Raw genomic sequence first — 25,609 nt, 5'->3', positions numbered from 1 at the left:
CTACTCAAGGAGTCGCGAAGAACTTCTCGACGGCCGGCGCAGCGTTCGGGTTTCCGTTGGTGATTCCTGCGCCGACTCCGGCAACCGTGCCGATGACTCCACCGACGATGCAGCCGGCGATGAAGTTCGGGAAGATCGACAGGCAGCCGATTCCGACGCCGAGGTTGGCTCCGATCAGGGTCGACTGCAGACCACCGTTGTTCCAGCCGATATTGACCTCGTTGGCCATCGTGTCGAACGCGGCCTGCTTCGGATCGTTACCGGGGAAGAGCATCAACGCCGCCTGGCTGTTCGACTCTGCGGTCGGTGTCAGTAGGGGTTGGGACGGATCGAAGCCCGCATTCGGGGGCGCTGCGACCGCGGTGCCGGCTCCGGCGCCGACTGCGGCGACGACGAGTACGGACATGGTGAGAGTTCGGGACAGTTTCATGGGGACGGCCAATCTGTCTGTGTGGAACCAGTCGTGAATGGTGGCGGTGCAGTTCGTTAACCAGAACTCCACCGTCTGGATCGATCGTGCGGACCTCCTCGGGCACAACGGGACCCGTCGTCTCCGCGCGACGGGCCGTGTTTGGTGGCTACCCGACTCCGAGTGCCCTGAAACCGCCTAGTCTCATTCGTTTTTCGACAACCGCGCACGCAATTCTTCGACCTCGGCAGTAAGCCGATCTACCTCGGCTTGCAGGGGTTGGCGTGCCAGAGCGAGGGATTCGTCCATGCGCTCCTTGTCGAAGCGTGGCGTGATGTTTCGACTGCAGTTCCAGTCGAACGCTTCGACGTCGATGACGATGGAACGCTGGGCTTTTGCCGTCATGGTGCCGCCGGGGACTTGCAAGAGCTGTTGCAGTAGTGCAGGGTCCTCGTCCGCTTCGATCACCTGCGCACGCCCGTAGATCTTCAATCTCGTTCGCGTCGGGTAATCGATGACGAACAGCGAGATGCGATTGTTCTCTTCCAGATTGCCGAGCGTCACGAATTGCTGATTGCCGGGGAGATCGGCGAATCCGATTCGATTCGGGCCCAACACATGCAGGAATCCGCGCGGGCCGCCGCGATGTTGGACGTACGGCCAACCGTCGGGCGTCACCGTGGACATGAAGAAGGAATCCACGGATTTCACGAATCCCTGCGCGCGGAAATCGAATTCCATCGGGCCCTCGTCGGGCTGATCGAGTTTCGAACCGTACACGGTGAAACTTCCGGTCGACCGCTGACGCTCCACCGCAGCGGGGGAGAAGGCGATGTGTGCGTATCGGGTCGACATTTTCCAACTCCTGATGCTCAGTGCCAACGGTGGTCGGCAACGGCAGTTCGCGGACCGAACTTGGGTTTGACGGCTTGCCCGCTGACCTGCAGAAGCCTCACGGCGCGGTATCGATGCGGTTGAAGGGGAGCGAGGTACTGCACCATCTGGGCGTCGTCGATCGGTTCACCCAGCAGTGACCACCCGACGACGGCAGCGAGGTGGTAGTCGCCGACCGAGAGTGCATCTGAATCGCCGAATGCACGCTGAGCCACTTCGGCGGCAGTCCAGATCCCGACGCCGGGTACCGCTCGCAACCGTTTGGTCGCCTCGGTTCTGGGGAACGTGGATGCCTGCTCGAGGCGGTCGGCGACGCGAGCGCACTGAACGATCGTCTTGGACCTCGCTGGATCGACGTTCGCGCGATGGAATTCCCATGACGGCATTCGACGCCATTGGTCCGCGGTGAGTGGAACTCGCATTCCGTCGGGCGCGGGGCCGGGTGGGCGCTCCCCGAACTTGGTCAGCAGGCGGCGCCACGCGGCAAATGCGTCGATGCCGTGGACTCGTTGCTCGAGGATCGCGGGAACGAGAGCTTCCATGACGCGGCCGGTGCGGCCGATGCGCAGATGAGGGAAGCGTCGATGAGCTTCGGCGAGCTTGGGATGTTCGGGGGCAAAATCTTCGGCCTCGTCGTCGAGACCGAGCAGCGCTTCGGCGCCGGTCAGGAATTCCGTGGCGCCGGGACCCCAGGCCTGTACCCGGACCGTATGGCGATCCGACTGGGTGATGCGGTATGTCACAGGACCCGAAAGTTGGCGGGAAACTCGCCAGATCGCTCCGTCGGCTGACCGTCGATGTGCGGGGTCGCCGGGTCCGCGCTGATGCGGGCTGAGCGTCAGCGCGGCATCGAGTGGTCGCTGAGAAGTCACCGTGACTTCGTCGACCGGAGATAGCGGCGTCATCGAGGTCAGCGTATCGCCACCGTCCATCCTCCGTTAAGGCGTGTGTCGGTGGCGCAACGTATTGTCCGAGCCATGATCATCGTGAGCACCGACGGATCCTGTCTGCGAAACCCCGGTGGGGCTATCGGCTGGGCGTGGGTCAATCACGAGGGTCCGAGCATGTCCGGCGGAGAAGCGTCCGGTACCAATCAGATTGCCGAGTTGCGTGCGCTCTTCGAGGCCGTCGTCGCCCATCCCGGTGCTGATCCTCTGCTCATCGAATCCGACTCGCAGTACGCCATCAAGTGCGCGTCGGAATGGCTGCCGAGTTGGAAGCGCAAGGGCTGGAAGACCGCGAGCGGCGGGGCGGTCAAGAACCTCGAACTGGTGCAGAGTATCGATCGAGCCATCACCGATCGTGTCGGACCGGTGCGCTTTCGCTGGGTGCGCGGGCACGTCGGCAACCACTACAACGAAATGGCAGACAAGCTGGCCGGCGAAGCCGCACGCGCCATCGTCTCGGGGGACATCGCATCGGTGCCGCTTGCTGCCCCGGTGAAGAAGGAACCGACCGCCGTGAACTCCCCCTACAAGGAGAAGTCCACGACGGCCGAAGAACCGGCAGATCTGTTCACACTTTTCTGAGCTGTTCAGAACCCGTCGGCAACCTGAACCAGCGCCCGGCCGGTGTACTTGCCTTCGCGGACCTGATCGATCACCGAGACGACGTCGCGGACGGCAACGAGGTTCGTGATCTCCTTCAGATGACGTGGCGCCAAGTCGGAGCCCAGCCGGGTCCACAGCGCGCGACGGGGCTCGATCGGCATCAATACCGAGTCCATGCCCAGCAGTGAGACTCCGCGGAGAATGAACGGCAGCACGGTCGTAGGCAGCGCGGCGCCACCGGTCAATCCGCTGGCAGCGACAACACCGCCGTAATTGATCGTGCTCAGAACGTGAGCGAGGGTCTTTCCACCGACGCAGTCGACGGCCGCCGCCCACTGAGATTTTCCGAGCGGGCGAGGCTTGGCGTCGGGATCCTCGGGAAGCCGGCCGATCACCGAAGACGCACCGAGTGACGTCAGAAGGTCTGCCGCGCCGGGCTTGCCGCTGGAGGCGATCACGTCGAAGCCCGCGCTTGCCAGAAGGTCGACGCTGACGGTGCCGACTCCGCCGCTCGCACCCGTCACCAGGACGGGACCGTCGGCTGGCTTCACTCCGCTGGCCAGAATGGCTTGGACGCTCATGGCTGCGGTGAATCCTGCCGTGCCGATCGCGGCAGCGTCGGCGGTGGAAATGCCGTCGAGCTTCACGACCCACTCGGCAGGCAAACGGGCGATCTCGGCGTAGCCGCCGTTGCGGGCGGTCCCGATCTCGTAGCCATGTGCGACGACCTTGTCTCCCGGGGCGAATGCGTCGGACTCGGAGGCGATGACCTCGCCGGCGACGTCGATGCCGGGGACGATCGGGTACTCGCGAACCACCCCGCCTTTCGGCGTGACCGCGAGCGCGTCCTTGTAGTTGACGCTCGAGTACTCGACGCGAATGGTGACCTCACCTGCCGGGAGGAAGGATTCGTCGACGGTTTCGGGGGCGAAGTCGATGGTGCCGTCGCTGTCGCGGGCGACCCAGGCGTTGAAAGTAGTCATGGGTCGAACATAAAGGCCTTCGGCCCTGTGCGCCTTTTTGGTAGTGCGAACTACCAGAAAGGCGCACAGGGGCGGAGCCCCTAGATCAAGCTGCCCTCATGCACCGCTCGATCGAACGCCGGTAGCGGGCCACCGGCGCGCAGGGTAGTTGCCAATGCAGGATCGGCGAGATGGAGACGGCCGATCGCGATCAGATCGAACTCTCCGCTGCCGATGCGCTCCTCGAGCTGTGGGATGTTGTCGACTACAGGTGCGACGCCTTCGATGCGGCTGTCCCGCAGCGACTTTCCGATACCGACGCTGCCGACGGCCATCGTGACGGCGCCGGTCAGCTTCTTCGCCCAACCCGCCAACGAGAGATCGCTGCCTTCGAAGGCCGGCACGTCGAAACGCCTGATGCTGGCGTCGAGAACGTCGACTCCGGCGTCGACCAGCGCGCCCAGGATGACGCCCAACTCTTCGGGGGTTTCGGCGATCTTCGCGGTGAAATCTTGCTGCTTGTGCTGTGAGAAACGGTAGATGATCGGCAGATCCGGTCCGATGGCCGCGCGGATCGCGGCGACGACGGCGGCCGGGAACCTGGTACGACGCTCCAGGTCGCCTCCCCACGCGTCGTCGCGCTGGTTGGTGCCCTCCCAGAAGAAGGAATCGAGGAGATAGCCGTGACCGCCGTGGATCGCGATGCCGTCGAAGCCGAGTTCGACGGCGTGCTTCGCGCTACGGACGTACGCGTCGATGACGTCCTGGATGTCCTGCTCGGTCATCGCTTCGGTGCTGGCCTGTGCGCGTTCGACGTAGGCAGCGGAGTACGAGGTGACGCCGAGCGGGCCCCACTCGCCTGAGGGGCGCATCGGCTTGAGTGAGGGGTCCATCTGCGTCATCGCGCCCCACAAAGGTCCGACGTGCCAGAGCTGAGGCACGATCTTGCCGCCCGCAGCGTGCACATCGTCGACTACCTTCCGCCATCCGGCCTGAGCAGCGGGAGTGTGGAGGTTGGGGACGTTGGCGTGGTCGACAGCAGTCTCGTGATCGATCGCGACGCCTTCGGTGACGATCAGTCCGGTGCCGCCCTCAGCTCGTCGGCGGTAGTACTCGGCGACGTCCCGGCCAGGCACGCCCTCGATGGAGTACGTGCGCGTCATCGGCGACATGACTATGCGGTTGGACAGTTCGAGCGAACGGATGCGGAGCGGTTGGAACAGCGGGTTGGTCACTTCGTCACAGCGCTTTCATGAATCGGAAGAATCCGGGGTCCTGGTCGACACGGAGCCGGGTGAGGGTTCGGTAGCTGATCAGCCACTTGCCGTCTTCTTTGCGGTATTTCTCGTGGTAGTGGCCGTAGCCGTGTAGGTGCAGTTCTTTTTCGCCGTCGTTCCACCACAGCATGTCCTCCATCGCCCAGATGCCGGTTGCGGTGGAGGGCGAGGTCAGCACGATTTCGGGAGTGTGTGCGTGGTGCGCCGTGGTGAGGGGGATGTCGCCGTCGAGCATGTTCCGAATTGCCGCGGTGAGTTTGTCGATGCCCACTACCTGGTTCGAGGTGTCGCCGGTCTTGGGTTGCTTGTCTGTCGGGAGTCCGCCCCACGTCTCGCTGACGACGTCTGCGGTGTGCAGGGTTGGGTAGACGTGCCACTGCTTGGTGTCCATGCAGCGTAGGCGCGCGGCGAACACACGCTTGATTTCCTCGATTGCGAGCAGTTCCTCGACGGCACTGATCGACCCCACTTCGGACTCGGCCTGAGACATTCAACCTCCAACGGTGATCGGCAAGATGGGTTCACATTCGGGTGCTCCGGGCGGGCCGTCAACGACCTGTCCCGGTGAGCGCGACGGCACTCGGTATGGTCGAGCGAACGAAAGGGGTGTCAGACGTGTGTACCGAAGAGGTCCCATCGACTGGACCGGAGGAGATCGCCGAGGTTCGGGCTTTTTGGCGCGAGTTGGGTGTTCCTGGCGTGATCGACGTCCATACCCATTTCATGCCGAAGAGCGTCATGGACAAGGTGTGGGGCTACTTCGATTCGGCGGGACCGATGATCGGTCGACCTTGGCCGATCGCGTACCGACTTGCCGAGGAGGAGCGGGTACACCGTCTCCGCGAGTTCGGTGTCCGGGCTTTCACGTCGATGATATACCCGCACAAGCACGCGATGGCCGAGTGGCTCAATCAGTGGGCCGTCGAATTTGCCGCGCAAACGCCCGATTGCCTGCACACGGCCACGTTCTATCCCGAGGAGTCGGCGGCGTCGTACGTCGGCAAGGCATTGGAGTCGGGCGCGCGAATCTTCAAGTCCCACATTCAGGTCGGAAACTACGATCCGAACGACCCTCTGCTCGACAAGGTCTGGGGGCAACTCGAGGACTCCGAGACGCCCATCGTGATCCACTGTGGTTCGGGACCGGCGCCGGGGGAGTACACGGGACCTGATCGCATTGCTTCGCTGCTCGCACGGTACCCGCGCCTGTCGTTGATCGTCGCCCACATGGGGATGCCCGAGTACAGCGAATTCCTCGATCTGGCAGAGGCTTACGGCAACGTCCGCCTGGATACGACCATGGCGTTCACCGATTTCACGGAAGAGCAGTGTGCCTTCCCGAAGGCGGACGTTTCACGGCTCGTCGACATGCAGGACCGGATTCTGTTCGGTAGCGACTTCCCGAACATTCCGTACCCGTATCTCACGGCTTTGCAAGCGGTTACGCGTTTCGATCTCGGAGACGAATGGTTGCGAGCCGTCGTGCACGACAACGCTGCGAAACTCTTCTCGGTGAGCTGAGCCCACCGAGAAGTATTTCGCTCAGCGCAATTTGATGCTGCCGCCGTCGGCCATCAACGTCTGTCCGGTCATGTACTTGGAATCCTCGCTCGCCAGGAATACCACGACGGGAGCGATGTCGGTTTCGGGATCACCGATGCGTCCGAGAGGTACCTTGGCAACCGATGCGGCTGCGCGCTCGGGGAAGGCTTCCTGCCACTTGACGACGCCTTCGGTGGCGGCGAACGGGCAGACCACGTTGACCCGAATGCCTTCCGGCGCCCACTCGTTGGCGACGACGCGCGTCAGGCCTCGCACAGCTTCCTTGGCCGCAGCGTAGGACGTCTGGGTGGGCATTCCGTCCAAACCTGAACCCGATGCGAAGTTGACGACCGAACCCTTGGTCTTCGCGAGTTCGTCGTGGCACGCCTGCATGAGGTGGACAACGGGGTAGAAACCGGTGTTGAAGGACAGGTCGAACATGTCCTGCGTGGTTTCGAGCAACGGAGCCTGACGGGACGCGTGAGCGTTGTTCACCAGGATGTCGAGCTTGCCGAAAGCCTCGAGTGCGGCGTCACGGATCTGCTCGGCCGAACCGGCGGCAGCAAGGTCGACGTTCAGGAACTTGCCGGAGCCGGCCAGTTCTTGTTCGAGGGCCTGGCCCTGCTCGTCGTTGATATCGACGAACAGGACCTTCGCGCCTTCACGGGCGAAGACTCGGGTGATAGCGCGACCGATTCCACCGGCGCCGCCGGTGACGATCGCTACCTTGCCGTTCAACCTCATGAAAACGCTCCTCTTCGTAAGTGCTGCTCAAACTGTTGCGGTCTCGTCGACTGCAAGTGCAATCTTTTCGAGGCCGGCGATGCTGTAGGCGGCGTAGGTCTCGTACGGCCCACGGCCGGAGAAGTAAGACGAGAGCTGGCCACCGAGCTCTTCGACGGTGAACGCGGATCCGGCTGCGTCGAAACGGTTCTCGACCTTGGGTGCTTCCATCAACGCCACCATCTTGCCGTAGACGACGAAGACCTGTCCGTTGATCTCGTCGGAATCGGGGGATGCGAGGTAGCTGACCAGGGTCGCGACGCGCTCGGGTGCAAGCGGATCGAGGCCGACGACGCCGGTGTTGTTCTCGCCGAAGGCTTCTGCCGTCATGGCGGTGCGCGCGCGGGGGCAGATCGCGTTGGTGCGGACGCCGTAGCGGGAGAGACCTGCTGCGCTCGAGAGCGTCAGAGCGGTGATGCCGGCCTTGGCTGCCGAGTAGTTGGGCTGTCCGGCGCTGCCGAAGAGGAAGGCCTCGGAAGAGGTGTTGATGATGCGGCCGTAGACCGGTGCGTCGGCTGCCTTGCTGGCTGCGCGCCAGTGGACTGCGGCTGCGTGCGAGGTGGCGGCGTGGCCCTTGAGGTGCACACGGATGACGTCGTCCCAATCGGATTCGGTCAGGTTGAAGATCATCTTGTCGCGCAGGATGCCTGCATTGTTGACGAGGATGTCGAAGGATCCGAAGTTCTTGACAGCCTCTTCGATGATGCGCCCGCCGAGCGACCAGTCGGAGACGTCGCCGGTGATGGCGAGTGCCTGTCCACCTGCGGCCTTGATCTCGTCGACCACGTCGTTGGCCGCTGCACCCATGTCGTTGACGATGACGGCTGCACCGGCAGCCGCGAGTCCGAGTGCTTCGGCGCGACCCAGGCCGGCGCCGGCGCCGGTGACGGCGGCAACTTTGCCTTCCAAGCTCAGTGATTGCGTCATGTCGTGCTCCTTCGATCCGGGCGGTCGGGTACGTCTTGCAGAATTAGTATTCATTCTAATTTGAAGTCGAGAGTTCGGTAGTCGGTTCCGAAAAAATCATTCGAGCGAAATCGGAATTAGTTCTAGTTTTGAACAGAAGTTTGGCCGACTGAGGAGGAGTCTCACTCAGCGGGAGCGGTGATCTGGGTCACGAGCGCTGCATGCCACCTTGGGGCGACGCGGCGATCCCACCGCGTACGCGTTTGCGTCACCACCGATCCGCTCAGTTCTCGGCCGCATTCGTCGGCTCCAGGGTCGGATAGTTCCCACCGAAAACGCAGTACGGTCGGCCCCGAATTCACCGGGCCGGACATCAAGGAAGGCACCAGCAGTGTCACTGAATTTGGCAGATCTGTACGAGGGCATCTCGGATCTGATTCCGGACCGCACGGCGCTCGTGTGCGATGGTCGTCGTCGCACCTACGTCGAGCTGGACGAGGGCTCGAATCGCATCGCCCGCCACCTGGCGAGCGTCGGTGTCGGGCCCGGCGATCACGTTGCTCTGCACATGCGCAACAGCATCGAGTTCGTCGAGAGTTTGCTCGGGTGCCTCAAGATTCGTGCGGTCCCGATCAACGTCAACTATCGCTACGTCGACGCCGAACTGACCTATCTGTACAACGATTCGCAGTCGGTGGCACTGATCGTGGACGAGGAGTTCGTTTCCGTCGTGGAGACGGTTCTCCCGGCCGCGCCCGGCATCAAGCACGTCGTTGTCGTCGGCAAGTCCGTGGTCCGCGATATCGAAGGTGTCGACGTCGTTGGATACGCCGACGCTGCCGCGGAGCAGCCCGCCACTCGTGACTTCGCGCCCCGCAGCAACGACGACCTCTTCGTCATCTACACCGGCGGCACGACAGGGATGCCCAAGGGTGTCATGTGGCGTCATGAAGACTTCTACTTCGCGGCGCTCACCGGCGGAAATCCGTTCGGTCCGCCGCACACGACCGCTGAGGCTCTGTTCGCCGCGGTGCCGAACGTCCCCGCGATGAACATGCTCAGTACCGCACCCCTGATGCACGGTGCGGCGTCGTACTCGCTGTTCACCGGATTCTTCATGGGCGCCAACGCAATTCTCATGGCGCGGTTCGACGCGAAGACGACCCTGCAGCTCGCCGGAAGTGAGAAGGCCGTCTCCATCACCGTCGTCGGAGACGCGATGGCACGTCCGCTCGCAGACGAATTGGCAGCAAACGCAGCAGATTACGACCTCAGCACGGTCGGAATGGTCTCGTCCGGTGGAGCCTTGTTCTCGCTCTCACTGCGGGAGCAACTCAAGTCGATGCTTCCGAACCTGGTGATCCGCGACGGATTCGGCTCCTCGGAGTCGGGCGTCGACGGCAATCTGGAGATCGGCGAAGACGGCCTGATGCGCATCGCCGCTCGCGACGAGACCCGCGTCGTGGACGAAAGGATGCGGCCGCTGGAGCCGGGATCGCCCGAGACCGGCTACATCGCTCGCAGCGGTCACGTGCCGGTCGGCTACTTCAATGATCCGGTCAAGACCGCGGCTACGTTCCCGGTGATCGACGGGGTGCGGATGTCGGTGCTCGGCGACGTCGGGCGCGTGGAAGCCGACGGCTCGATCGTCCTGCTGGGGCGTGGTTCTCAGTGCATCAACACCGGCGGGGAGAAGGTGTATCCGGAAGAGGTCGAGCAGGCGCTCAAGAGTCACCCGGCGGTGCTCGACGCTCTGGTCGCGGGAATTCCGGATGCGAAGTTCGGTGAGCGCGTCGCTGCGGTCATCACGACCCGCGAAGGCTTCGACGTCCCGGACGCTGCCGAGATCGGTGAGCATTGCGCGTCGCAGGTCGCTCGGTACAAAGTGCCGCGCACCGTCATGAACGTTCCGTCGATCAGGCGTTCTCCCAGCGGAAAGGCCGACTATCGCTGGGCCAAGGCCACTCTCGCCGAGCAAGTCTCCTAGTCCGGCCGGAGCCGTCCAGCGCGTTTGTGAGGGACGCGTTGGGTGGCTCCGGTGCTCTAGCCTGTCACCGTCAGAACCAGCAGAGCGACGTTGAGTGCAACGATCAAGCCCGCCGCAATCCACGCCGCGACGGTCGTGAGCGGGGCATTGCGAGCGTCGCCCATGAGTTCGGGGTCCGAGGTCATTCGCACCAGCGGGATGATCGCGAAGGGGATGCACAGGCTCAAGACCACTTGGCTGAGCACGAGCGCCAGCGTCGGGTCGACGCCGAGTCCGAGCACGATCAGCGCCGGGACGAGCGTGACGATCCGGCGTGTGATCACCGGAATCCGAATGGCCAGAAGACCATGCATGATCTCGGCGCCGGCCGCGCATCCCACGGAGGTCGACGCGAGTCCGGAGGCGAGGAGGCCGATCGCGAACACCACGGCTACGCCCGGGCCGAGCGAATTCTCGATCGCGGCATGCGCACCGTCGATGGTGTCGGTGCCGGGTACTCCGCGCAGCGCCGAAGCGGCCAGAAGCAGCATGCCGATGTTCACGCCACCGGCGATGATCAACGCGACGACGACATCCCAACGGGTGACTTTGAGTAATCGCTGCAACCGTGGCCCGGGTTTGATGTGGCCGTGGCGATCACGTGCCAATGCGGAGTGAAGGTAGATCGCGTGCGGCATGACCGTTGCTCCGAGCATGCTGGCGGCGAGCAGTACGGTCTCGGTTCCTTCGAAGCGGGGGACCAGTCCGGCGACGGCCTCGCTGCCGGAGACGTCGGTGAAGGCGAGCCCGGTCAGGAAGCCGATGGTGATGATGGCCAGCAATCCCATGACCACGAACTCGAAAGTGCGCTGTCCGCGCCGACTTTGGATCGTCAGGATCACCATCGACACGCATCCGGTGATCAGTCCGCCGAGGAAGAGCGGGATGTTGAAGAGCAGGTTGAGTGCGATGGCGCCGCCGATGACTTCGGCGACGTCGGTCGCGATCGCCATCATCTCGGCCTGGAGCCAGAAGGCGCGGCGGTTGTTCTTACGCAGGCGCTGACCCAGCATTTCGGGCAGGGATCTGCCGGAGACGAGACCGAGTTTCGCGGACAGATACTGCACGAGGACGGCCATCGCGTTGGCGAGTACGAGTACCCAGATGAGGAGGTAGCCGTACTTGGCGCCGGCGGTGAGGTTGGCGGCGACGTTGCCCGGATCGACGTACGCGATTGCCGCGACGAACGCCGGACCGAGCAGGGCGATGGATCTCCCCGTGGGTCGTCGGCGCGGAGTCGTCGGCTCTTGCGTACTGGTGCTCATCGGTCTCCTGGTCACACGTACTCGGACCTGTTGGTTCGAATAAGTGAACTATAGAGTTCGGGGAGCCGAACTTTCAACAGCTGTGCGCGGTTAGCGACCGCAGAGGGTCCCTAACCGCGCACAGGCCGGTTAGGCCGTCACGCCGGCAGCCAGGAGAGCGCGAGCCTCGGGTCGGCCGTCGAGGAGGGCGTTGGTACGCAGTTCGACCTTCCACTCGCCGTCCGTCTTGATCAGTTCCCAGCGGTTCGCGGTGATGCGGAGGACCTTGAATCCCGTCGGGTTCTCGGGGTCTTTGATGACCAACTGCGAATGGCAGGTCGCGACGGCCTTGTTGCCGTCGATGCGGATGTGGGCGGGTGTCATCATGTGAGCCGCGCCGTTCATGATCCAGTTCTGGTGTGAGGCGCTGTGAACCATCGCGCGCAGTTCGCCGCGGCCGTGCATCGCACCGGTATCGACGTCGTAGACGCCGTCCTCGAGCCACAGGTTCGCGACCTCGTCGGCTGATCCGCTGTCGACGGCAGGGCTGTATGTGGTCAGCAGTTCGGTGATCGCGAGCTTGTCCTCGAGCAATTCCACTCGGGCGAGCAGGGATTCGATCAGGGCGGTCGAGTCGGTCATCGGTACGTCCTTTGCATTGGATTGTCGGGGAATCAGGAAGTGGTGAAAGCGAAGCCCTCGGTGAGGGCGATTCGGTGAAGTTCTTCGAGTTGTTCGCAGTAGTGCTCGACGCTTCGAGCGCCGACCGAGCAACTGGCGATGGTCGCCCCGGCGTCACGGACGCGAGTCAAGGCGCGAAGGGTGGATTCGCGATTGCCGAGGGGATCGAGCGGCGCACCGGCGGGAAGCACCACGTCGAATCCGTCGGGGAGCGTCGTGGCGTCGAGCATTTCCTTCAGTTCGGAGAATCGCAGCCCGAACGGCACCCACCCGTCGCCGTGTGTGGTGGCCCGGCGCAGCGATCTCTTGGTCCGGCCGCCGATCCACAGCGGCACCCGTTTCTGGACGGCGTGGGGTTCGACGACAAATCCGGAGTAGTCGTAGAACTCGCCGTGATACTCCGGAGTCGGCGTCGACAGTGATGCCCGAAGTGCGGCCAAGGCATCGTCAGCGCGCGCTCCTCGGTCGGCAAATGGAGCATTTATGAGATCGAATTCTTGTTTCAGAGTCCCCACCCCGAGGCCGAGTATCAGGCGTCCATTGCTGACGCGATCAAGCGTTCCGTAACGCTTGGCGATCTCGAGGGGGTGGTGGTAGCCCAACACCAGCACCTGGGTCGCCAGCAGGATTCTTGATGTACGCGCGGCGAGAAAACCAAGGGTGGCGAGCGGATCCCAGTAGGTTCCGCCGCGCTCGGCGGCAATCTCCTCGGGGACCGCCACGTGTTCACTGCAGGTCAGATGATGGAAACCGAGTCGATCCGCTGTGGCGGCCACTGTGGCGATCTCGCCGATGTCAGCACTTGCCTCCCACTCCGAGCGCGTGCTCGGGTGCTGAATCAGGACCGGTGTGACGATTCCCAGGTGCATCGGGCGTTTATAGCGTCCCCACTCGCCCGGTGGCAGGTGAATTACCGCTGATCGGGATCGAAAAGATCGATTCACTTTCCAGAAACTGTGACCTGGGTTATAGTCGGTAGAATCAATTCCAGTTTTCGGGAGGCGTCCATGACCATTGTTGACATGAACGACACACTGTCCACCGTCCAGACTGCCGGTGGGCAACCCAAGAAGGATCTGCCGCCGTCGATGGTCGAGCGGATGACACTGATTCTCGACGCCTTCGACGGCCGCGCCGCGCGGCTGACGCTGGAAGAGGTCGCGTGCCGTACTCAGTTGCCGCGCTCCACGGTCCACCGCATTCTCGATCAGCTGGTCAAGCTGGACTGGGTCGATCACGCATCGTTCGGCTACTGCCTCGGGCGTCGCGCGCTCGGCCTCGGTGGTGGCGACGGCGGCCACAGCCAGATCCGCGAAGCCGCTGCACCGCTTCTGCACGAACTGCACCTGCAGACCGGCATGGTCGTTCACCTGTCGGTGCTCGACGGACGCGAGAGCGTCTATCTCGACAAGGTCGGCGGACGATTCGCCGCGGCGCTCCCGTCCCGCGTCGGCGGCAGAGTGCTCGCTCATTCGACGGCTGGTGGCAAGGCGATGCTGGCGTGGATCGACCCCGAGCGCGTCGACGCTCTGTTCGGGGCTTCTCTTCCCCGCTGTACCGAGAACACGATCACCGACGTCGCTGTGCTCCACCAGGAACTGAACCGCATCCGTCAGCGTCGGGGACTGGCCTTCGAACGCGGGGAGTCGGCGCGTGGAGTCGCTTGTGTGGCTTCGGCAATTCGCGGACACGAGGGTCCCGTCGGCAGCATCGCGTTGTGTGGTGACATGCGGACCGCTCAGCTCGAGCGAGTTGCTCCGCTGGTCGTCGACGCGGCTCGCGAGGTCTCGCGGACGCTGTACCCCGAACTGGGTGCTCCTCGCCGCGGCCGCAAAACGCCTCCCGTTCCGACCAATACGTTCTCGGCGGAGACGATGGATCGCCTGCTGGCAGCGTCGTCCGACCACTGGATCTGACGTATTTTGATCGACTTGTCTCGCTGATCGGGACGAGTCATAGCAGCTCAGCGGTACTGATGGCACCGTTCGGACCATGACGACTGAACTGAGCTACGAGGGAACTCTGAAGGAACTGCAGACCGATCTCGGTGTGCTCCGGTACCACGAAGCCGGCGACGGCCCGCCGCTCCTGCTGCTGCACGGATCGGGCCCCGGCGTCACCGGTTGGCGTAACTACCGCGGCGTTCTCGCGGACTTCGCGAAGCACTTCCACTGCTACGTTCTCGAGTTCCCCGGATTCGGCGTCAGCGATCCCGGCCCCGACCATCCGATGATGATGGCGCAGGCGTCGGTCGGGATGTTCCTCGACGGCCTCGGCCTCGGCCCGGTCCACATGATCGGTAACTCCATGGGCGGCATCGTCGCCACCAAGGTCGCGATCGACGAGCCGCACCGGGTGAGCAAGCTCGTCACCATCGGCGGCATGGGAAAGAACACCTTCTCGCCAGGCCCCGGTGAAGGCATCAAACTCCTCATGGAGTTCACCGACAACCCCACCCGCGAAGCTCTGGTCCGCTGGTTGCATTCGATGGTCTTCGACCGCGCCGTCGTCACCGAGCAGCTCATCGAAGAGCGTTGGGCCCTGGCCACCGAGCCGACGACGCTCGAGATCGCCCGTCGTATGTACAGCAGCAAGGCCATGGCCGCCATGGGCGCGGCTGCCGCTGCGTCGACCGCCGTGCCGTACTGGGCGCAGCTGAACAAGATCAAGGCGCCGACGCTGTTGACCTGGGGACGCGATGACCGCGTCAGCCCCGTGGACATGGCGATTCTGCCGATGCGCGACATCCCCAACGGCGAAGTTCACATCTTCCCCAACTGCGGACACTGGACGATGATCGAAGCTCGCGACGCCTGGGTCGCGTCCGTTCTGGCATTTCTGACGCGTCCAGAAGGCAAGTAAGGCCCGTGCGCCTTTTTGGTAGCCCCCACTACCAAAAAGGCGCACAGGGGTGCTCCCACTCACCGGGAAGCGTTTCTGCACTTCGGTGGGCTACCTGCCACCGTTTCACCAACAGATTTTCATTCTGCCCAGGCACTCGCCGGGTAGCGAAACCAGAAAGCCGGAAAAATCATGGGTCAGGTTCTGGACAACATCTCACAGTTCGCCGACGAGATCCGCGCCGACGGAGTCGAGGGCGACAAGCTGATGCGCTTGACGGACGGCAGCGCGAAGCGCTTGCGCGACTCCGGCGTCATCCGGATGTTCCAGCCGAAGGAGTTCGGTGGCCTCGAGGCGCATCCGCGTGAATTCGCCGAGACGGCAATGGCTATCGGCGCGATGGACGGTGCCACGGGCTGGGTCAGCGGCATCGTCGGTGTGCATCCGTGGGAGCTTGCGTTCTTCGACCGCAAGGCTCAGGAAGAGGTGTGGGGAACCGATCCCGATACGTGGATGGCGTCGCCGTATGCGCCGATGGGTGTGGCGAGGCCGGTCGAGGGTGGGTACATCCTCAACGGTCGCTGGTCGTTTTCCTCGGGTACCGATCATTGTGACTGGATCATGATCGGTGCGATGGTCGGTGACGAGTCCGGCAAGCCGTTGATGCCGCCGAAGCACCTGCACGTGCTGTTGCCGCGTTCGGATTACGACATCGACCAGGACAGCTGGAATGTCGTGGGCCTACGCGGAACCGGGTCGAAGGATCTGATCGTCAAGGACGCATTCCTGCCGACGTACCGCACGATCGACGCCGGAAAGGTGTACGACGGGACGGCGTGGAAGGAAGCGGGCCGTACGGAGACGTTGTACAAGTTCCCGTTCTCGTGCATTTTCCCGTTGGGGATCACCTCGTCGTTGATCGGTATCGCCGAAGGTGCGTTGGCGTGCAACATGGCGGCGCAGCGTGAGCGTGTGACGGTCAGTGGTGTTCCGATCAAGGAAGATCCGTACGTGCTGTTCGCGATCGGTGAGGCGGCGGCCGAGATCGCTGCTTCTCGGGCTGCGATCTTGGAGACGGTGGATCGTTTCTGGGACATGACGGAGAAGGGGCAGGAAGTTTCGTTCGAGCTTCGTGCGATCGGTCGGCGTACGCAGACTGCTGCGGCGTGGCGGGCGGTGCGTGCGGTGGACGAGATCTTTGCTCGTTCCGGTGGTGGGGCTTTGCAGTTGAACACGCCGATGCAGCGGTTCTGGCGTGACGCTCATGCCGGTCTCGCGCATGCGATTCATGTGCCTGGCTCCATCTTCCATGCGTCGACGCTCTCGCAGCTCGGCGGCGAACCGCAGGGTATCCACCGCTCGATGATCTAGTCCCACAAATACTTTCGAAGCAAGGACGGTTAGGCATGACTGAAATTCGGGGCCTGGGGTATCTCAGGATCCAAACGCAGGACGTGGCTCGCTGGCGCGAGCTCGTGGTCGACGGACTCGGCCTCGCGGTCGGTAGTGGCCCGGAGGCCGACGGCCTCTACTTGCGCCTGGACGAGCGTCGTGCGCGACTGATCGTCCTGCCCGGTGAGACGGACAAGGCTCTCGCAGTGGGCTGGGAAGTGCGAGATCAGTTCGCGCTCCAGCGTGTTCGTGAAGCAGTGGAGAAGGCCGGAGTCGAGGTCGAGGTTCTTTCCGAGGTCGACGCCAGCTACCGCGATGCCGAGCAGGTCATCGCATTCGACGATCCCAACGGTAACCGAGTCGAGGTCTTCTTCGGACCGGTACTCGACCACAGCCCGTTGGTCACCCCGCACGGCGGCCGTTTCGTCACCGGCGATCAGGGCCTCGGCCATGTGGTGCTTCCGGTTACGCGTTTCGACGAGGCATACACCTTCTACACCGAGGTGCTCGGATTCCTCCCGCGCGGTTCCATCCGTCTCGGCGGTATCGATGCGCCGCCGCCGGCTCGCCGCGTTCGCTTCATGGGTGTCAACCAGCGCCACCACAGCCTGGCGTTGTGCCCGGCGCCGCCGGTTGACGAGCCCGGTCTCGTGCACCTGATGATGGAAGCCGAGACTCTCGACGCCGTCGGTCAGGCTCTCGATCGTGTTGCCAAGCTCGGCTTCTCGATCTCCTCGACGTTGGGTCGCCACACGAACGACAAGATGGTGTCGTTCTACGTGCGCGCACCGGGTGGATGGGATCTGGAGTTCGGTTGCGAAGGCATGCTTGTCGACGAAGCCTTCTACACCGCTGAGGAAATCACGGCCGACAGCTACTGGGGCCATGACTGGTCCGAGAGTGAACCGCTGGCCGCGTTCACTCCCAAGAGCTAGCTCTTACGCAACGAAAAAGCTCGGTCCCAATGCATATCGGGGCCGAGCTTTTTCGTGCGATAGATCAGGAAGCTGCTGCGGCCAAACCGGTTTCGAGGTCGGCGAGAATGTCGTCGATCCCTTCGATGCCGACCGCAAGGCGGACGAGCCCCGGGGTGACGCCCGAAGCGAGCTGCTCCTCGGGGGTGAGCTGCGAGTGCGTCGTCGACGCGGGGTGGATGACGAGTGAGCGAACGTCACCGATGTTGGCGACGTGGCTGTGCAACGTCAGTGCGTTGACGAACTTCTTGCCTGCGTCGACTCCACCGGCGAGCTCGAACGCGACGATGGCGCCGGTTCCCTTGGGAGCCAGCTGCTTTCCGCGCTCGTGCCAGGGCGAGGATTCCAGTCCGGCGTACGCGACCGACGTGACCTCGGCGCGGCCCTCGAGGAATTCCGCGACCTTCTGGGCGTTGGACACGTGGCGCTCGATGCGCAGGCTCAGTGTCTCGATACCCTGCGAGATGAGGAAGGCGTTGAACGGTGCGATGGCCGAGCCGAGGTCGCGCAGAAGCTGAACGCGTGCCTTGAGGGCGTAGGCGGGTGCACCGAGATCGGCGAAGGTGACGCCGTGGTAGCTGGGGTCGGGGGTCGTGAAGTTGGTGTGGCGTCCCTGGGTCCAGTCGAAGGTGCCACCGTCGACGATGACGCCGGCGATCGCGGTGCCGTGTCCGCCGAGGTATTTGGTGGCGGAGTGGACGACGATGTCGGCGCCGTGCTTCAGCGGCTGAATGAGATACGGAGTTGCGACCGTGTTGTCCACGATCAGTGGGATGCCGTGCTCATGGGCGACTGCGCTGATGCCGGGGATGTCGAACACGTCGTTCTTGGGGTTGGAGATGGTTTCGCCGTAGAACGCCTTGGTGTTCGGACGGATTGCCTCACGCCAGTGATCGAGGTTGTCCGGGTCCTCGACGAAGTCGACGGTGATACCGAGCTTGGGCAGCGTGTAGTGGAAGAGGTTGTACGTGCCGCCGTACAGGCGAGGGCTTGAGACGATGTGGTCCCCGGCCTCGGCGAGGTTGAGGATCGCGAAGGATTCGGCGGCCTGACCGGACGCAACCAGCAGAGCCGCGACTCCGCCTTCGAGGGCGGCGATGCGCTGCTCGACGGCGTCCTGCGTCGGGTTCATGATGCGGGTGTAGATGTTGCCCGGCTCGGCGAGGCCGAAGAGCGCCGCCGCATGGTCGGTGTTGTCGAAGACGTAGCTGGTGGTCTGGTAGATCGGAAGCGCCCGAGCGTTGGTAGCGCTGTCCGGGCCCTGTCCGGCGTGGACCTGCTTGGTTTCGAACGACCAATCGGCGGTCGGATCGGTATCGACGGGGGTGTTCTCGCTCATGAATTCATACTCCGTGGTGAAGGTGGGTTGGTGCGGGTCAGGCGGTTTCGACGACTGTGTGCACTGGGACGGGATTGCGGGTGAGATCGAGTACGGGGCAGTGGGCGTCGACCGTTTCCTGCAGTTCCAGGTAGCGCTCGCGGGTTTCGGGGCCGGTCAGGGTGACGACCACGCGGACCTCGGAGAATCCCGGACGGACGGCGTCGTCGAAGCCGAAGAATCCACGAACGTCGAGGTCACCTTCGGCTCTGGCCGAGATGTCGTCGAGAGCGATACCGAGTTTGTCCGCCCAGACGCGGTAGGTGACCACCTGGCAGGAGAGCAGGGAAGCAAGGTAGTACTCGACAGGATTGGCTGCGGTGTTCTCGCCGCCGAGGGCCGGCGGCTCGTCGACCTCGACGCTGTACTTACCGAGAGAAATAGTGCTGGCAACGGCGTCGTGCGCCTGGGCGGAAGCCTTGAAGACGACGTGCGCTTTGCTCGCGTCTTTGTCGATGGCGTCGGCGTTGGCTGCTACGACGGAACTCAGGTGTGAGATGGAGGCGGTGGTCATGACAGAAATGTCCCCTGATCTGGGTGTACATACGAGTATCGACGTGAGCGGCGCTCACGTCGTAGGTCCGATCAGTAGATCGGACACCCGGATGTACAGACATGCGCAAAGTCGACATGGCGCCGCCGCGTCAGCAGCGTGCCCGTCTCGTATGCGCCGATTCCCGTCACAGGAGAGACTGTAACCGGTTCATACCCTTTCCGACCAGACGTATAGGAAATCTGTCTCGGATTGTGGTCTGTCATGCGGGCGGCAGTCCGCTCCACCGGGGTGTCCGACGATTGGCGAAAGCGTCGAGTCCTTCGGCGATGTCCGGAGAGCGCAACACTGCGTCCTTGGCGTCGTCGGTGACCTTCCATCCGTCGGCGTCGGCGTCGGCGTAGAGAGCCTCGATGGCCTTCAGACTCAGACTCACGGAGGTGGGGGAGGACTCGCAGATCTCCGCTGCCATCACCAGTGCCTCGTCGAGTGCCTTACCAGGGGCAGTGACTGCATTGACGACGCCGAGGTCCTTTGCCCGTTCGGGATCGAGTGTGCGGCCGGTGATCAAGAGTTCACGGGCGACGTTGATCGGAAGCGCGCGAGGAGCCCGAAAGAGTGCGCCGGACGTCGCAACCAGACCGCGTTTGGTTTCGGGAAGGCCGAATTGCGCTGTGGCAGAGGCGACGATCAGATCGCAGGCCAGTGCGATTTCGAAACCGCCACCAAGCGCGTAGCCCTCGACTGCAGCGATCAGGGGCTTGTTCCGCCGGCGCCGAATGACGCCGTACTCACCGCCGCGAGGCATGCGAAGGTCGGCCCGCTCTCGGATATCGGTTCCGGCGCAAAAGATATTGGGGGTTCCGGTGATGATGCCGACCCACAGATCAGGGTCGTCGTCGAGAAGATTCAGCGCGGCTTCGATTCCCTCGGCAGTCTCACGGTTGATCGCGTTACGGCGTTCTTCGCGTTCGATCCTGACGATGAGAACGCGGTCATGGCGTTCGGTGGAAACAGTCGACATAATTGGACTGTAGTCCACCTATCGGAGGCGGAGGTGCGTCACCTGACGGGACGGACATTGGACACATTCCGGACTGTGGCGAAGACTGTGTTCTGAGGCGGAGAAGGGCAGGTCGACGTGATTTCCAAACGAGAACAGAACAAGCGCGACACCAACGACAGGTTGCTCTCGGCTGCTCGAATTCTGTTCTCGGCGCAGGGTTTCGCCAGCACGACCGTCGACGACATCGCCGAGCGAGCCGAGGTGTCGCGAGCCACCTTCTTCAATTACTTCCAGGGCAAGGACTCGGTTCTCGAGGCGTTGCACAGTGATCATCTCGATCAGCTTGCGGCACTGGTGGATCAGCTCATGGAATCGCCGATGCCGACTTCTGATCGGATCTCCCGGATTTTTCAGGACTTTGCGCAGCAAGCGATCATGCACCCGCGCTATCTGCGCATGGTGACTGCAGAACTCGAGCGCGACTTCGCCTCCTCCGGAGCGGGGGCGGCCCACGATCATCGGTTCCACGTGGAACTTCTGCGGATCGTCACTGCCGGTATCGAAGCCGGCGAAGTGAGATCGGACTACCCGCCGCTCTTTCTCGCACAGATGATCGGTGGTACGTACGGAGCGTTGGTCCGCTTCTGGCGGCAAGACGCCGATTACGACGTGGTCGGAGAATTCGATCGCGGAGCCAGGTACGTCGCGGAAGGCATCGCTGCTCGCTGATCAGGGAGTGGGCACTACCAGAGGCAGCATCTGCTGGACGCTCTCCGAAAGATAGTTTGCGGCAGTCTGATCGCCGGACAGATGGCGCAGCAGGCTCTGCTGGAACAGGCCGTCGAAGATTGCGTACATCGCCGCCGAGGTGACCGATGCCTCTACGTCGAGAAGCTCGGCGTAGCGAGAAACAATGCGCCAGATCATGTTTTCGAGACTCTCGTCGATCGCGGCGACGTCGGCTCGGAACGACTCCTCGAACATCGACTGCGCGCGCAGGTCGTACCAGAGGCGGTGCATCGTGGGTTCTTCGATCATGGTCTCGGCGAGCAGTGCGCCGAAACCGGTTTTCAGTTCCTCCGGTGTCTTCGCGGTGGCGACGATGCCGTCGTAGCGGGTGACGCAGCGTGACTTGTAGTGGCGCACGCAGTGGGTGATGAGATCGACCTTGTCGCTGAAGTAGTAGTGCAGGACGCCGTGGGAGAACTCCGAATTCTGGGCGATTTCGCGCAGGCTCGTGCGTGCGTAGCCCAATTCGGCCAGGGTTTGCAGTGCGGCCTCGGCGAGTTGATCACGTCGCTCGGAGAATTTGTCGACCTGGCGACGCGACACCTTGTCTGCGTTGGACCGCTTGGCGGAGTCGGACCGCTTCGCGGAGTCGGACTGCTGGCCCGGTGAGCTAGGTGCAGCCTTTTTCCCTGCCTCACTAGGCTTCTCGACTGTCGTGGTCACGATGGCACGTCCTGTTCCCTGCGGTTTCCACAGCGGCACGATCACCGCGTCCAAATCAGTGTAACCCCTGGTCTTTGACGAGTGTGTAACAAAATCTTGACAGTCGTCAAGATTTCTCTTGACACTCGTCCAAAGTTGAATACTCTGTGACTCACACCACTTGGCAGCGTCGCTGTGAACGGTGGCATCGCGAGAGTCGTTTCAGTCATGGAGGCAGTCGAAAATGAGCGTGTTTGATCTCGAGGGACGAAAAGCACTGGTCACAGGTGGTGCCAAGGGGCTCGGAGCCGGAATGGCTGAGGCGTTGGCGAAGGCGGGGGCGTCAGTGATGATCGGCGACGTTCTCGAAGACGAGGGTCGTGCCACCGCAGAGGCTGTTGGTTCGGGCGGAGTCAAAACCGGCTTCGTAAAGCTGGACGTCACCGACGATGCCAACTGGGAAGAGGCAGTCGCCGCCACCGCGGAGACCCTCGGCGGCTTCGACATCCTCGTCAACAACGCAGGCATCGAGATTTCCTCGCTGGTGGTCGACCTCGATCCGAACGACATCCGCCGTATGTGTGAGGTCAACATCCTCGGAACAGCGCTCGGAACCAAACACGGACTGCGCAGCATGCGTCCGGGTGGCGTAGCCGGAACCGGCGGTTCCGTCATCAACATCTCTTCAGTGGCCGCCACCATTCCGTTTCCCGGGATCAGTGGATACTCCGCGACCAAGTCCGCGGTCGATCGCTTCACCAGAGTTGCCGCCGCCGAGTCGGGCAAGCTCGGCTACGGAGTCCGCGTCAACTGCATCTACCCGGGTCTTGTCGCCACGGAGATGGGTCTCGGACTCGCGGCGGACATGGAGAAGCTCGGTCTCTGGCCCAGCGCCGAAGCAGCAGTCGGAGACGTCATCGGCCTCACCCCGCTCGGCCGCCTCGGTGAAGTGAACGACATGGCTGACGCCGTTGTGTTCTTGTCCTCCGACGCCGCGCGATTCATCACCGGAATCGGCCTACCGGTCGACGGTGGCATGGGCATGTAGCTCGCCCTTCATTCGTACGTACACCCTTCTCACGTCTTCGAAAGGTTCCACGAACATGTCCGAAAAGAAGCCAGTCATCGTCTACGGCGTCTCCGGGTACACCGGCCGTCTGGTGTGTGAATACCTGCGCGAGTTCAACATCCCGTTCATCGCAGCCGGCCGCGACGCCGCTCGCATCCAAGAGGTCCTCGACAAGATCCCCGGATTGGACACCGTCGATCACGAGGTCGTCGAGGTCGAGCACACGGTCGAGGCTCTCACCGAATTGTTCACCGGCGCACAGGTTGTCAGCAACATGGTCGGGCCGTTCATCAAGCTTGGCGGGACCGTCGTCGAGGCTGCGTTGAATGCCGGTTGCCACTACATGGATACCACCGGTGAGCAGGACTGGGTACTCGACGTCCAGGAGAAGTTCAGCGACAAGTATCAGGAGAAGGGCCTGCTTCTCTCGCCCGGTATCGCGCAGATGTACACCACCGGTGAGATCGCGGCCAATATCGCACTGGAAACGCCGGGCCTCGATACGCTCGACATCCTCGTGCTGTGGAAGGGATTTCCCACCTACGCGTCCACTCAGACGATCTTCACCATCCTCAAGGCAAACTGGTACTACCTCGAGCAGAACAAGTACGTGCAGTGGGCGCCCGGCCAGACTTTCGACGTCGTCGTTCCGGGCCAGCACGAAACTGCGCTTGCATTGCCGTGGGGCGGAACATGCCACCCGGTGTGGTTCAAGAACGATCCGCGAGTTTCCAACGTCAAGGCTGCGGGCGGAGTGTTCGACCGCACCGTGATGGAAGGCGTTGTCGCGACGCAGAAGATCGTGGAGGAGCAGATCAAGACCCTGCCCGCCGACGAGCAGGAAGCCGCCTTGGCCGAGATCGCCGGATCGGTTCAGGCCGGTATGCCCCCTCGTGAAAATCCGCGCATCAACACCTCACTCGACTCCGTCTACGCGTCGGGCCCGCTGGGTCGCTCGCACGTCGTGATCCACGGAAACTGTAACTACAAGCAGACGGGCCTCCTGCACGCCTATGCAGCGCATTCTCTGCTCCAGCAGGCGCCGAAGCGGACCGGGCTTGCCTCGGCTTGCCAGGCGTTCGGCCATCGCGAACTGCTCGGCGCGCTACGTAGTTTCGGGCTGGCTCTGGAGCCGGAAGTAACCATCAACGCCTAACTCGTCGCCCTCGTCATCATGTTCACGGCTCCCGGCGTGTAGCGCGCCGGGAGCCCCGCCCTGGAGGCTCCCCATGCGTTTGACCGACTATCTCGACAAGGGAGCCTCTCTTGGTTCCACCGCACCGTGTTTGACGATGGGGGAGCGCACTCTCTCCTACGGCGAGGTGCAACAGTTCAGCCGACGCTTCGCAGCTTCGCTCGCGGCTTCGGGCATCGCGCCGGGCGAAAAGGTCGCGATTCTGTCCGGCAACGACCCGATCTCGTTCTCCTGCGTATTCGGTATCAGTAGGGCTGGTGCAGTCTGGTGCCCGATCAACCCTCGCAACGAAGCTGCGGAAAACCGAGACCTGTTGGATTTGTTCGATTGTCGCGCTCTGTTCTTCCAGAAGTCCTATGCGCCGCTAGTCGACCAGATCAAGGATGCGCTTCCCCAGTTGGTGACGCTCGTCTGCATCGACGGCGAATCGGAATCGGCACAATCTCTCGAAAGCTGGCTCGGGGAAGACGAACTCGACGTCGCGGCGCCCGACGACGTCACCATGCTGGTCGGCACCGGTGGTACAACTGGACGGCCAAAGGGAGTGATGTTGACCGGGCACAACATCGAGACGATGACCGCAATCACTTTGATGAGTTATCCGTTCGAGGGGCGCCCGGTGTATCTGGCGCTGGCACCGCTGACTCACGCCGCCGGTGTTCTGTGCTTCCCGATCATGGCCCTCGGCGGCGAAGTAGTGATCATGCCGAAGCCCGACCTCGGGTACTTCCTCGCGAACGTTCAGAAGCACAAGGTGACTCACACCTTCCTGCCGCCGACGCTCATCTACATGCTGCTCGAGCACGAGGCCCTGTCGGCCACGGATCTCAGCTCGCTGCAATGCTTCTGGTACGGAGCGGCGCCGATCTCCCCGACCAGACTCGCGGAGGCGATCGACAAGATCGGCCCGGTCATGGCTCAGCTGTTCGGGCAGAGTGAAGCCCCCATGATGATCTCGACGATGTCACCGAAGGAGCACTTCGGCTCGGACGGCACTGTCGCAACGTCACGACTTTCGTCGGCGGGTCGACCGTCGCCGCTGGTGACCGTGGGGATCATGGATGACAAAGGCGCGCTGCTCGGACGTGGCGAGCGTGGTGAGGTGGTGATTCGCAGTTCGTTGGTGATGGCGGGTTATTACAAGAACCCCGACGCAACCGCGGAAGCGTCAGCCCACGGCTGGCATCACACCGGCGATATCGGGTACCTGGACGAGGACAATTTCCTGTTCATCGTCGACCGTGCGAAGGACATGATCATCACCGGCGGTTTCAACGTCTATTCGGTCGAGGTGGAGCAGGCACTCATGGCGTATCCGGGGATTCAGGACTGCGGAGTGATCGGGTTGCCGGATGACAAGTGGGGCGAACGCGTTGTGGCAGTGGTGCAACCGCACCTCGGCGCCGACATCGACGGCGCCGAGGTGATGGCTTTCGTGAAGGCTCGCATCGGAAGTGTGAAGACTCCGAAGCAAGTCATCGTCTGGGACGATCTACCTCGCTCCAAGGTCGGCAAAGTTCTCAAGAACGAGATCAAGAGCGATCTGACGGGCTGAG

Annotated in this window: 26 protein-coding genes; 11 read left to right on the top strand and 15 right to left on the bottom strand. The window is 63.0% G+C overall.

The window, feature by feature from the left end:
• Positions 1 to 4: 4 nt before the first annotated feature.
• The 3 genes from AC1Q6C_RS05340 to AC1Q6C_RS05330 all read right to left on the bottom strand — a co-directional run bounded on the left by AC1Q6C_RS05340 (position 5) and on the right by AC1Q6C_RS05330 (position 2,235).
• Positions 5 to 502 carry a hypothetical protein gene (locus AC1Q6C_RS05340; protein ID WP_003940625.1) on the bottom strand — a complete coding sequence of 166 codons (498 nt, stop codon included), beginning with the start codon at positions 500 to 502 and terminating at the stop codon, positions 5 to 7.
• A gap of 111 nt (positions 503 to 613) precedes the next feature.
• Positions 614 to 1,264, bottom strand: a complete 651-nt coding sequence (locus AC1Q6C_RS05335) for a pyridoxamine 5'-phosphate oxidase family protein (protein WP_003940212.1) — start codon at positions 1,262 to 1,264, stop codon at positions 614 to 616.
• 17 nt (positions 1,265 to 1,281) lie between these two features.
• Complete coding sequence (locus AC1Q6C_RS05330) at positions 1,282 to 2,235, bottom strand: DNA-3-methyladenine glycosylase family protein (RefSeq protein WP_193594923.1); 954 nt, start codon at positions 2,233 to 2,235, stop codon at positions 1,282 to 1,284.
• Between the two features lie 45 nt (positions 2,236 to 2,280).
• On the opposite strand from AC1Q6C_RS05330, the gene AC1Q6C_RS05325 reads away from it, so the two are divergent.
• On the top strand, positions 2,281 to 2,832 hold the full coding sequence (locus tag AC1Q6C_RS05325) for a ribonuclease H family protein (RefSeq protein ID WP_007729467.1): 552 nt from the start codon (positions 2,281 to 2,283) through the stop codon (positions 2,830 to 2,832).
• A gap of 5 nt (positions 2,833 to 2,837) precedes the next feature.
• Here AC1Q6C_RS05325 and AC1Q6C_RS05320 read toward each other — a convergent pair whose 3' ends face one another.
• From AC1Q6C_RS05320 to AC1Q6C_RS05310, 3 genes are all read right to left on the bottom strand, one after another.
• Positions 2,838 to 3,836 (bottom strand): acrylyl-CoA reductase family protein, encoded by a 999-nt coding sequence (locus AC1Q6C_RS05320; RefSeq protein ID WP_054826039.1) that lies wholly within the window; start codon positions 3,834 to 3,836, stop codon positions 2,838 to 2,840.
• An 80-nt stretch (positions 3,837 to 3,916) separates the two neighbouring features.
• Positions 3,917 to 5,050, bottom strand: a complete 1,134-nt coding sequence (locus AC1Q6C_RS05315) for an oxidoreductase (RefSeq protein ID WP_050654615.1) — start codon at positions 5,048 to 5,050, stop codon at positions 3,917 to 3,919.
• 4 nt (positions 5,051 to 5,054) lie between these two features.
• On the bottom strand, positions 5,055 to 5,582 hold the full coding sequence (locus AC1Q6C_RS05310) for a nuclear transport factor 2 family protein (RefSeq protein WP_054188388.1): 528 nt from the start codon (positions 5,580 to 5,582) through the stop codon (positions 5,055 to 5,057).
• 125 nt (positions 5,583 to 5,707) lie between these two features.
• On the opposite strand from AC1Q6C_RS05310, the gene AC1Q6C_RS05305 reads away from it, so the two are divergent.
• Positions 5,708 to 6,613, top strand: a complete 906-nt coding sequence (locus AC1Q6C_RS05305) for an amidohydrolase family protein (RefSeq protein ID WP_003940342.1) — start codon at positions 5,708 to 5,710, stop codon at positions 6,611 to 6,613.
• Between the two features lie 21 nt (positions 6,614 to 6,634).
• On the opposite strand, the gene AC1Q6C_RS05300 is transcribed toward AC1Q6C_RS05305, so the two are convergent.
• Positions 6,635 to 7,378, bottom strand: coding sequence for an SDR family NAD(P)-dependent oxidoreductase (locus AC1Q6C_RS05300; protein WP_019745385.1), 744 nt, complete (start codon positions 7,376 to 7,378; stop codon positions 6,635 to 6,637).
• Positions 7,379 to 7,405: 27 nt separating this feature from the next.
• Positions 7,406 to 8,344 (bottom strand): 3-oxoacyl-ACP reductase, encoded by a 939-nt coding sequence (locus AC1Q6C_RS05295; protein WP_007729451.1) that lies wholly within the window; start codon positions 8,342 to 8,344, stop codon positions 7,406 to 7,408.
• A gap of 370 nt (positions 8,345 to 8,714) precedes the next feature.
• On the opposite strand from AC1Q6C_RS05295, the gene AC1Q6C_RS05290 reads away from it, so the two are divergent.
• Complete coding sequence (locus AC1Q6C_RS05290) at positions 8,715 to 10,310, top strand: acyl-CoA synthetase (protein ID WP_065351432.1); 1,596 nt, start codon at positions 8,715 to 8,717, stop codon at positions 10,308 to 10,310.
• Positions 10,311 to 10,366: 56 nt separating this feature from the next.
• Here AC1Q6C_RS05290 and AC1Q6C_RS05285 read toward each other — a convergent pair whose 3' ends face one another.
• The 3 genes from AC1Q6C_RS05285 to AC1Q6C_RS05275 form a co-directional block, all read right to left on the bottom strand.
• On the bottom strand, positions 10,367 to 11,614 hold the full coding sequence (locus AC1Q6C_RS05285) for an Nramp family divalent metal transporter (RefSeq protein ID WP_007729446.1): 1,248 nt from the start codon (positions 11,612 to 11,614) through the stop codon (positions 10,367 to 10,369).
• Positions 11,615 to 11,743: 129 nt separating this feature from the next.
• Positions 11,744 to 12,235 carry a nuclear transport factor 2 family protein gene (locus tag AC1Q6C_RS05280; protein ID WP_003939809.1) on the bottom strand — a complete coding sequence of 164 codons (492 nt, stop codon included), beginning with the start codon at positions 12,233 to 12,235 and terminating at the stop codon, positions 11,744 to 11,746.
• Between the two features lie 32 nt (positions 12,236 to 12,267).
• Complete coding sequence (locus AC1Q6C_RS05275; protein ID WP_099698976.1) at positions 12,268 to 13,143, bottom strand: TIGR03619 family F420-dependent LLM class oxidoreductase; 876 nt, start codon at positions 13,141 to 13,143, stop codon at positions 12,268 to 12,270.
• 138 nt (positions 13,144 to 13,281) lie between these two features.
• Between AC1Q6C_RS05275 and AC1Q6C_RS05270 the strand changes: the two genes are divergently transcribed.
• From AC1Q6C_RS05270 to bphC, 4 genes are all read left to right on the top strand, one after another.
• Positions 13,282 to 14,190: an IclR family transcriptional regulator gene (locus AC1Q6C_RS05270; protein WP_007729442.1), complete on the top strand. Its 909-nt coding sequence runs from the start codon at positions 13,282 to 13,284 to the stop codon at positions 14,188 to 14,190.
• A 76-nt stretch (positions 14,191 to 14,266) separates the two neighbouring features.
• Positions 14,267 to 15,136, top strand: coding sequence for an alpha/beta fold hydrolase (locus AC1Q6C_RS05265; protein WP_003940235.1), 870 nt, complete (start codon positions 14,267 to 14,269; stop codon positions 15,134 to 15,136).
• Positions 15,137 to 15,307: 171 nt separating this feature from the next.
• Complete coding sequence (locus AC1Q6C_RS05260) at positions 15,308 to 16,486, top strand: acyl-CoA dehydrogenase family protein (protein ID WP_003940250.1); 1,179 nt, start codon at positions 15,308 to 15,310, stop codon at positions 16,484 to 16,486.
• A gap of 35 nt (positions 16,487 to 16,521) precedes the next feature.
• Positions 16,522 to 17,442: a biphenyl-2,3-diol 1,2-dioxygenase gene (gene bphC, locus AC1Q6C_RS05255; RefSeq protein WP_003940493.1), complete on the top strand. Its 921-nt coding sequence runs from the start codon at positions 16,522 to 16,524 to the stop codon at positions 17,440 to 17,442.
• A gap of 64 nt (positions 17,443 to 17,506) precedes the next feature.
• On the opposite strand, the gene AC1Q6C_RS05250 is transcribed toward bphC, so the two are convergent.
• The 3 genes from AC1Q6C_RS05250 to AC1Q6C_RS05240 all read right to left on the bottom strand — a co-directional run bounded on the left by AC1Q6C_RS05250 (position 17,507) and on the right by AC1Q6C_RS05240 (position 20,376).
• A complete protein-coding gene (locus AC1Q6C_RS05250; RefSeq protein ID WP_003939848.1) occupies positions 17,507 to 18,820 on the bottom strand; it encodes a bifunctional o-acetylhomoserine/o-acetylserine sulfhydrylase in 1,314 nt (437 codons plus the stop codon).
• Between the two features lie 37 nt (positions 18,821 to 18,857).
• The gene (locus AC1Q6C_RS05245) at positions 18,858 to 19,373 is read right to left on the bottom strand and encodes an OsmC family protein (RefSeq protein WP_007732784.1); all 516 of its coding nucleotides are present in this window, start codon (positions 19,371 to 19,373) and stop codon (positions 18,858 to 18,860) included.
• Positions 19,374 to 19,614: 241 nt separating this feature from the next.
• Positions 19,615 to 20,376: an enoyl-CoA hydratase-related protein gene (locus tag AC1Q6C_RS05240; RefSeq protein ID WP_030536952.1), complete on the bottom strand. Its 762-nt coding sequence runs from the start codon at positions 20,374 to 20,376 to the stop codon at positions 19,615 to 19,617.
• A 117-nt stretch (positions 20,377 to 20,493) separates the two neighbouring features.
• Between AC1Q6C_RS05240 and AC1Q6C_RS05235 the strand changes: the two genes are divergently transcribed.
• Complete coding sequence (locus AC1Q6C_RS05235; RefSeq protein WP_003940428.1) at positions 20,494 to 21,087, top strand: TetR/AcrR family transcriptional regulator; 594 nt, start codon at positions 20,494 to 20,496, stop codon at positions 21,085 to 21,087.
• Here the strand turns inward: AC1Q6C_RS05235 and AC1Q6C_RS05230 are convergent, their stop codons facing one another.
• A complete protein-coding gene (locus tag AC1Q6C_RS05230; protein ID WP_054187484.1) occupies positions 21,088 to 21,690 on the bottom strand; it encodes a TetR/AcrR family transcriptional regulator in 603 nt (200 codons plus the stop codon).
• Positions 21,691 to 22,033: 343 nt separating this feature from the next.
• On the opposite strand from AC1Q6C_RS05230, the gene AC1Q6C_RS05225 reads away from it, so the two are divergent.
• The 3 genes from AC1Q6C_RS05225 to AC1Q6C_RS05215 all read left to right on the top strand — a co-directional run bounded on the left by AC1Q6C_RS05225 (position 22,034) and on the right by AC1Q6C_RS05215 (position 25,608).
• The gene (locus AC1Q6C_RS05225) at positions 22,034 to 22,837 is read left to right on the top strand and encodes an SDR family NAD(P)-dependent oxidoreductase (RefSeq protein WP_007732778.1); all 804 of its coding nucleotides are present in this window, start codon (positions 22,034 to 22,036) and stop codon (positions 22,835 to 22,837) included.
• 55 nt (positions 22,838 to 22,892) lie between these two features.
• On the top strand, positions 22,893 to 24,014 hold the full coding sequence (locus tag AC1Q6C_RS05220; RefSeq protein ID WP_003940189.1) for a DUF5938 domain-containing protein: 1,122 nt from the start codon (positions 22,893 to 22,895) through the stop codon (positions 24,012 to 24,014).
• A 73-nt stretch (positions 24,015 to 24,087) separates the two neighbouring features.
• Positions 24,088 to 25,608 carry an AMP-binding protein gene (locus AC1Q6C_RS05215; RefSeq protein ID WP_230359096.1) on the top strand — a complete coding sequence of 507 codons (1,521 nt, stop codon included), beginning with the start codon at positions 24,088 to 24,090 and terminating at the stop codon, positions 25,606 to 25,608.
• Position 25,609 lies beyond the last annotated feature (1 nt).

This window comes from Rhodococcus sp. MT28, from assembly GCF_058792695.1.
This window is presented reverse-complemented; position numbering and strand designations above follow the sequence as displayed.

Coding starts and splice junctions, on each gene's coding strand:
- AC1Q6C_RS05335 (WP_003940212.1), bottom strand. CDS start 1,264: ATGTCGACCCGATACGCACACATCGCCTTCTCCCCCGCTGCGGTGGAG.
- AC1Q6C_RS05330 (WP_193594923.1), bottom strand. CDS start 2,235: ATGGACGGTGGCGATACGCTGACCTCGATGACGCCGCTATCTCCGGTC.
- AC1Q6C_RS05325 (WP_007729467.1), top strand. CDS start 2,281: ATGATCATCGTGAGCACCGACGGATCCTGTCTGCGAAACCCCGGTGGG.
- AC1Q6C_RS05320 (WP_054826039.1), bottom strand. CDS start 3,836: ATGACTACTTTCAACGCCTGGGTCGCCCGCGACAGCGACGGCACCATC.
- AC1Q6C_RS05310 (WP_054188388.1), bottom strand. CDS start 5,582: ATGTCTCAGGCCGAGTCCGAAGTGGGGTCGATCAGTGCCGTCGAGGAA.
- AC1Q6C_RS05300 (WP_019745385.1), bottom strand. CDS start 7,378: ATGAGGTTGAACGGCAAGGTAGCGATCGTCACCGGCGGCGCCGGTGGA.
- AC1Q6C_RS05295 (WP_007729451.1), bottom strand. CDS start 8,344: ATGACGCAATCACTGAGCTTGGAAGGCAAAGTTGCCGCCGTCACCGGC.
- AC1Q6C_RS05285 (WP_007729446.1), bottom strand. CDS start 11,614: ATGAGCACCAGTACGCAAGAGCCGACGACTCCGCGCCGACGACCCACG.
- AC1Q6C_RS05280 (WP_003939809.1), bottom strand. CDS start 12,235: ATGACCGACTCGACCGCCCTGATCGAATCCCTGCTCGCCCGAGTGGAA.
- AC1Q6C_RS05275 (WP_099698976.1), bottom strand. CDS start 13,143: ATGCACCTGGGAATCGTCACACCGGTCCTGATTCAGCACCCGAGCACG.
- AC1Q6C_RS05270 (WP_007729442.1), top strand. CDS start 13,282: ATGACCATTGTTGACATGAACGACACACTGTCCACCGTCCAGACTGCC.
- AC1Q6C_RS05265 (WP_003940235.1), top strand. CDS start 14,267: ATGACGACTGAACTGAGCTACGAGGGAACTCTGAAGGAACTGCAGACC.
- AC1Q6C_RS05260 (WP_003940250.1), top strand. CDS start 15,308: ATGGGTCAGGTTCTGGACAACATCTCACAGTTCGCCGACGAGATCCGC.
- bphC (WP_003940493.1), top strand. CDS start 16,522: ATGACTGAAATTCGGGGCCTGGGGTATCTCAGGATCCAAACGCAGGAC.
- AC1Q6C_RS05250 (WP_003939848.1), bottom strand. CDS start 18,820: ATGAGCGAGAACACCCCCGTCGATACCGATCCGACCGCCGATTGGTCG.
- AC1Q6C_RS05245 (WP_007732784.1), bottom strand. CDS start 19,373: ATGACCACCGCCTCCATCTCACACCTGAGTTCCGTCGTAGCAGCCAAC.
- AC1Q6C_RS05240 (WP_030536952.1), bottom strand. CDS start 20,376: ATGTCGACTGTTTCCACCGAACGCCATGACCGCGTTCTCATCGTCAGG.
- AC1Q6C_RS05225 (WP_007732778.1), top strand. CDS start 22,034: ATGAGCGTGTTTGATCTCGAGGGACGAAAAGCACTGGTCACAGGTGGT.
- AC1Q6C_RS05220 (WP_003940189.1), top strand. CDS start 22,893: ATGTCCGAAAAGAAGCCAGTCATCGTCTACGGCGTCTCCGGGTACACC.
- AC1Q6C_RS05215 (WP_230359096.1), top strand. CDS start 24,088: ATGCGTTTGACCGACTATCTCGACAAGGGAGCCTCTCTTGGTTCCACC.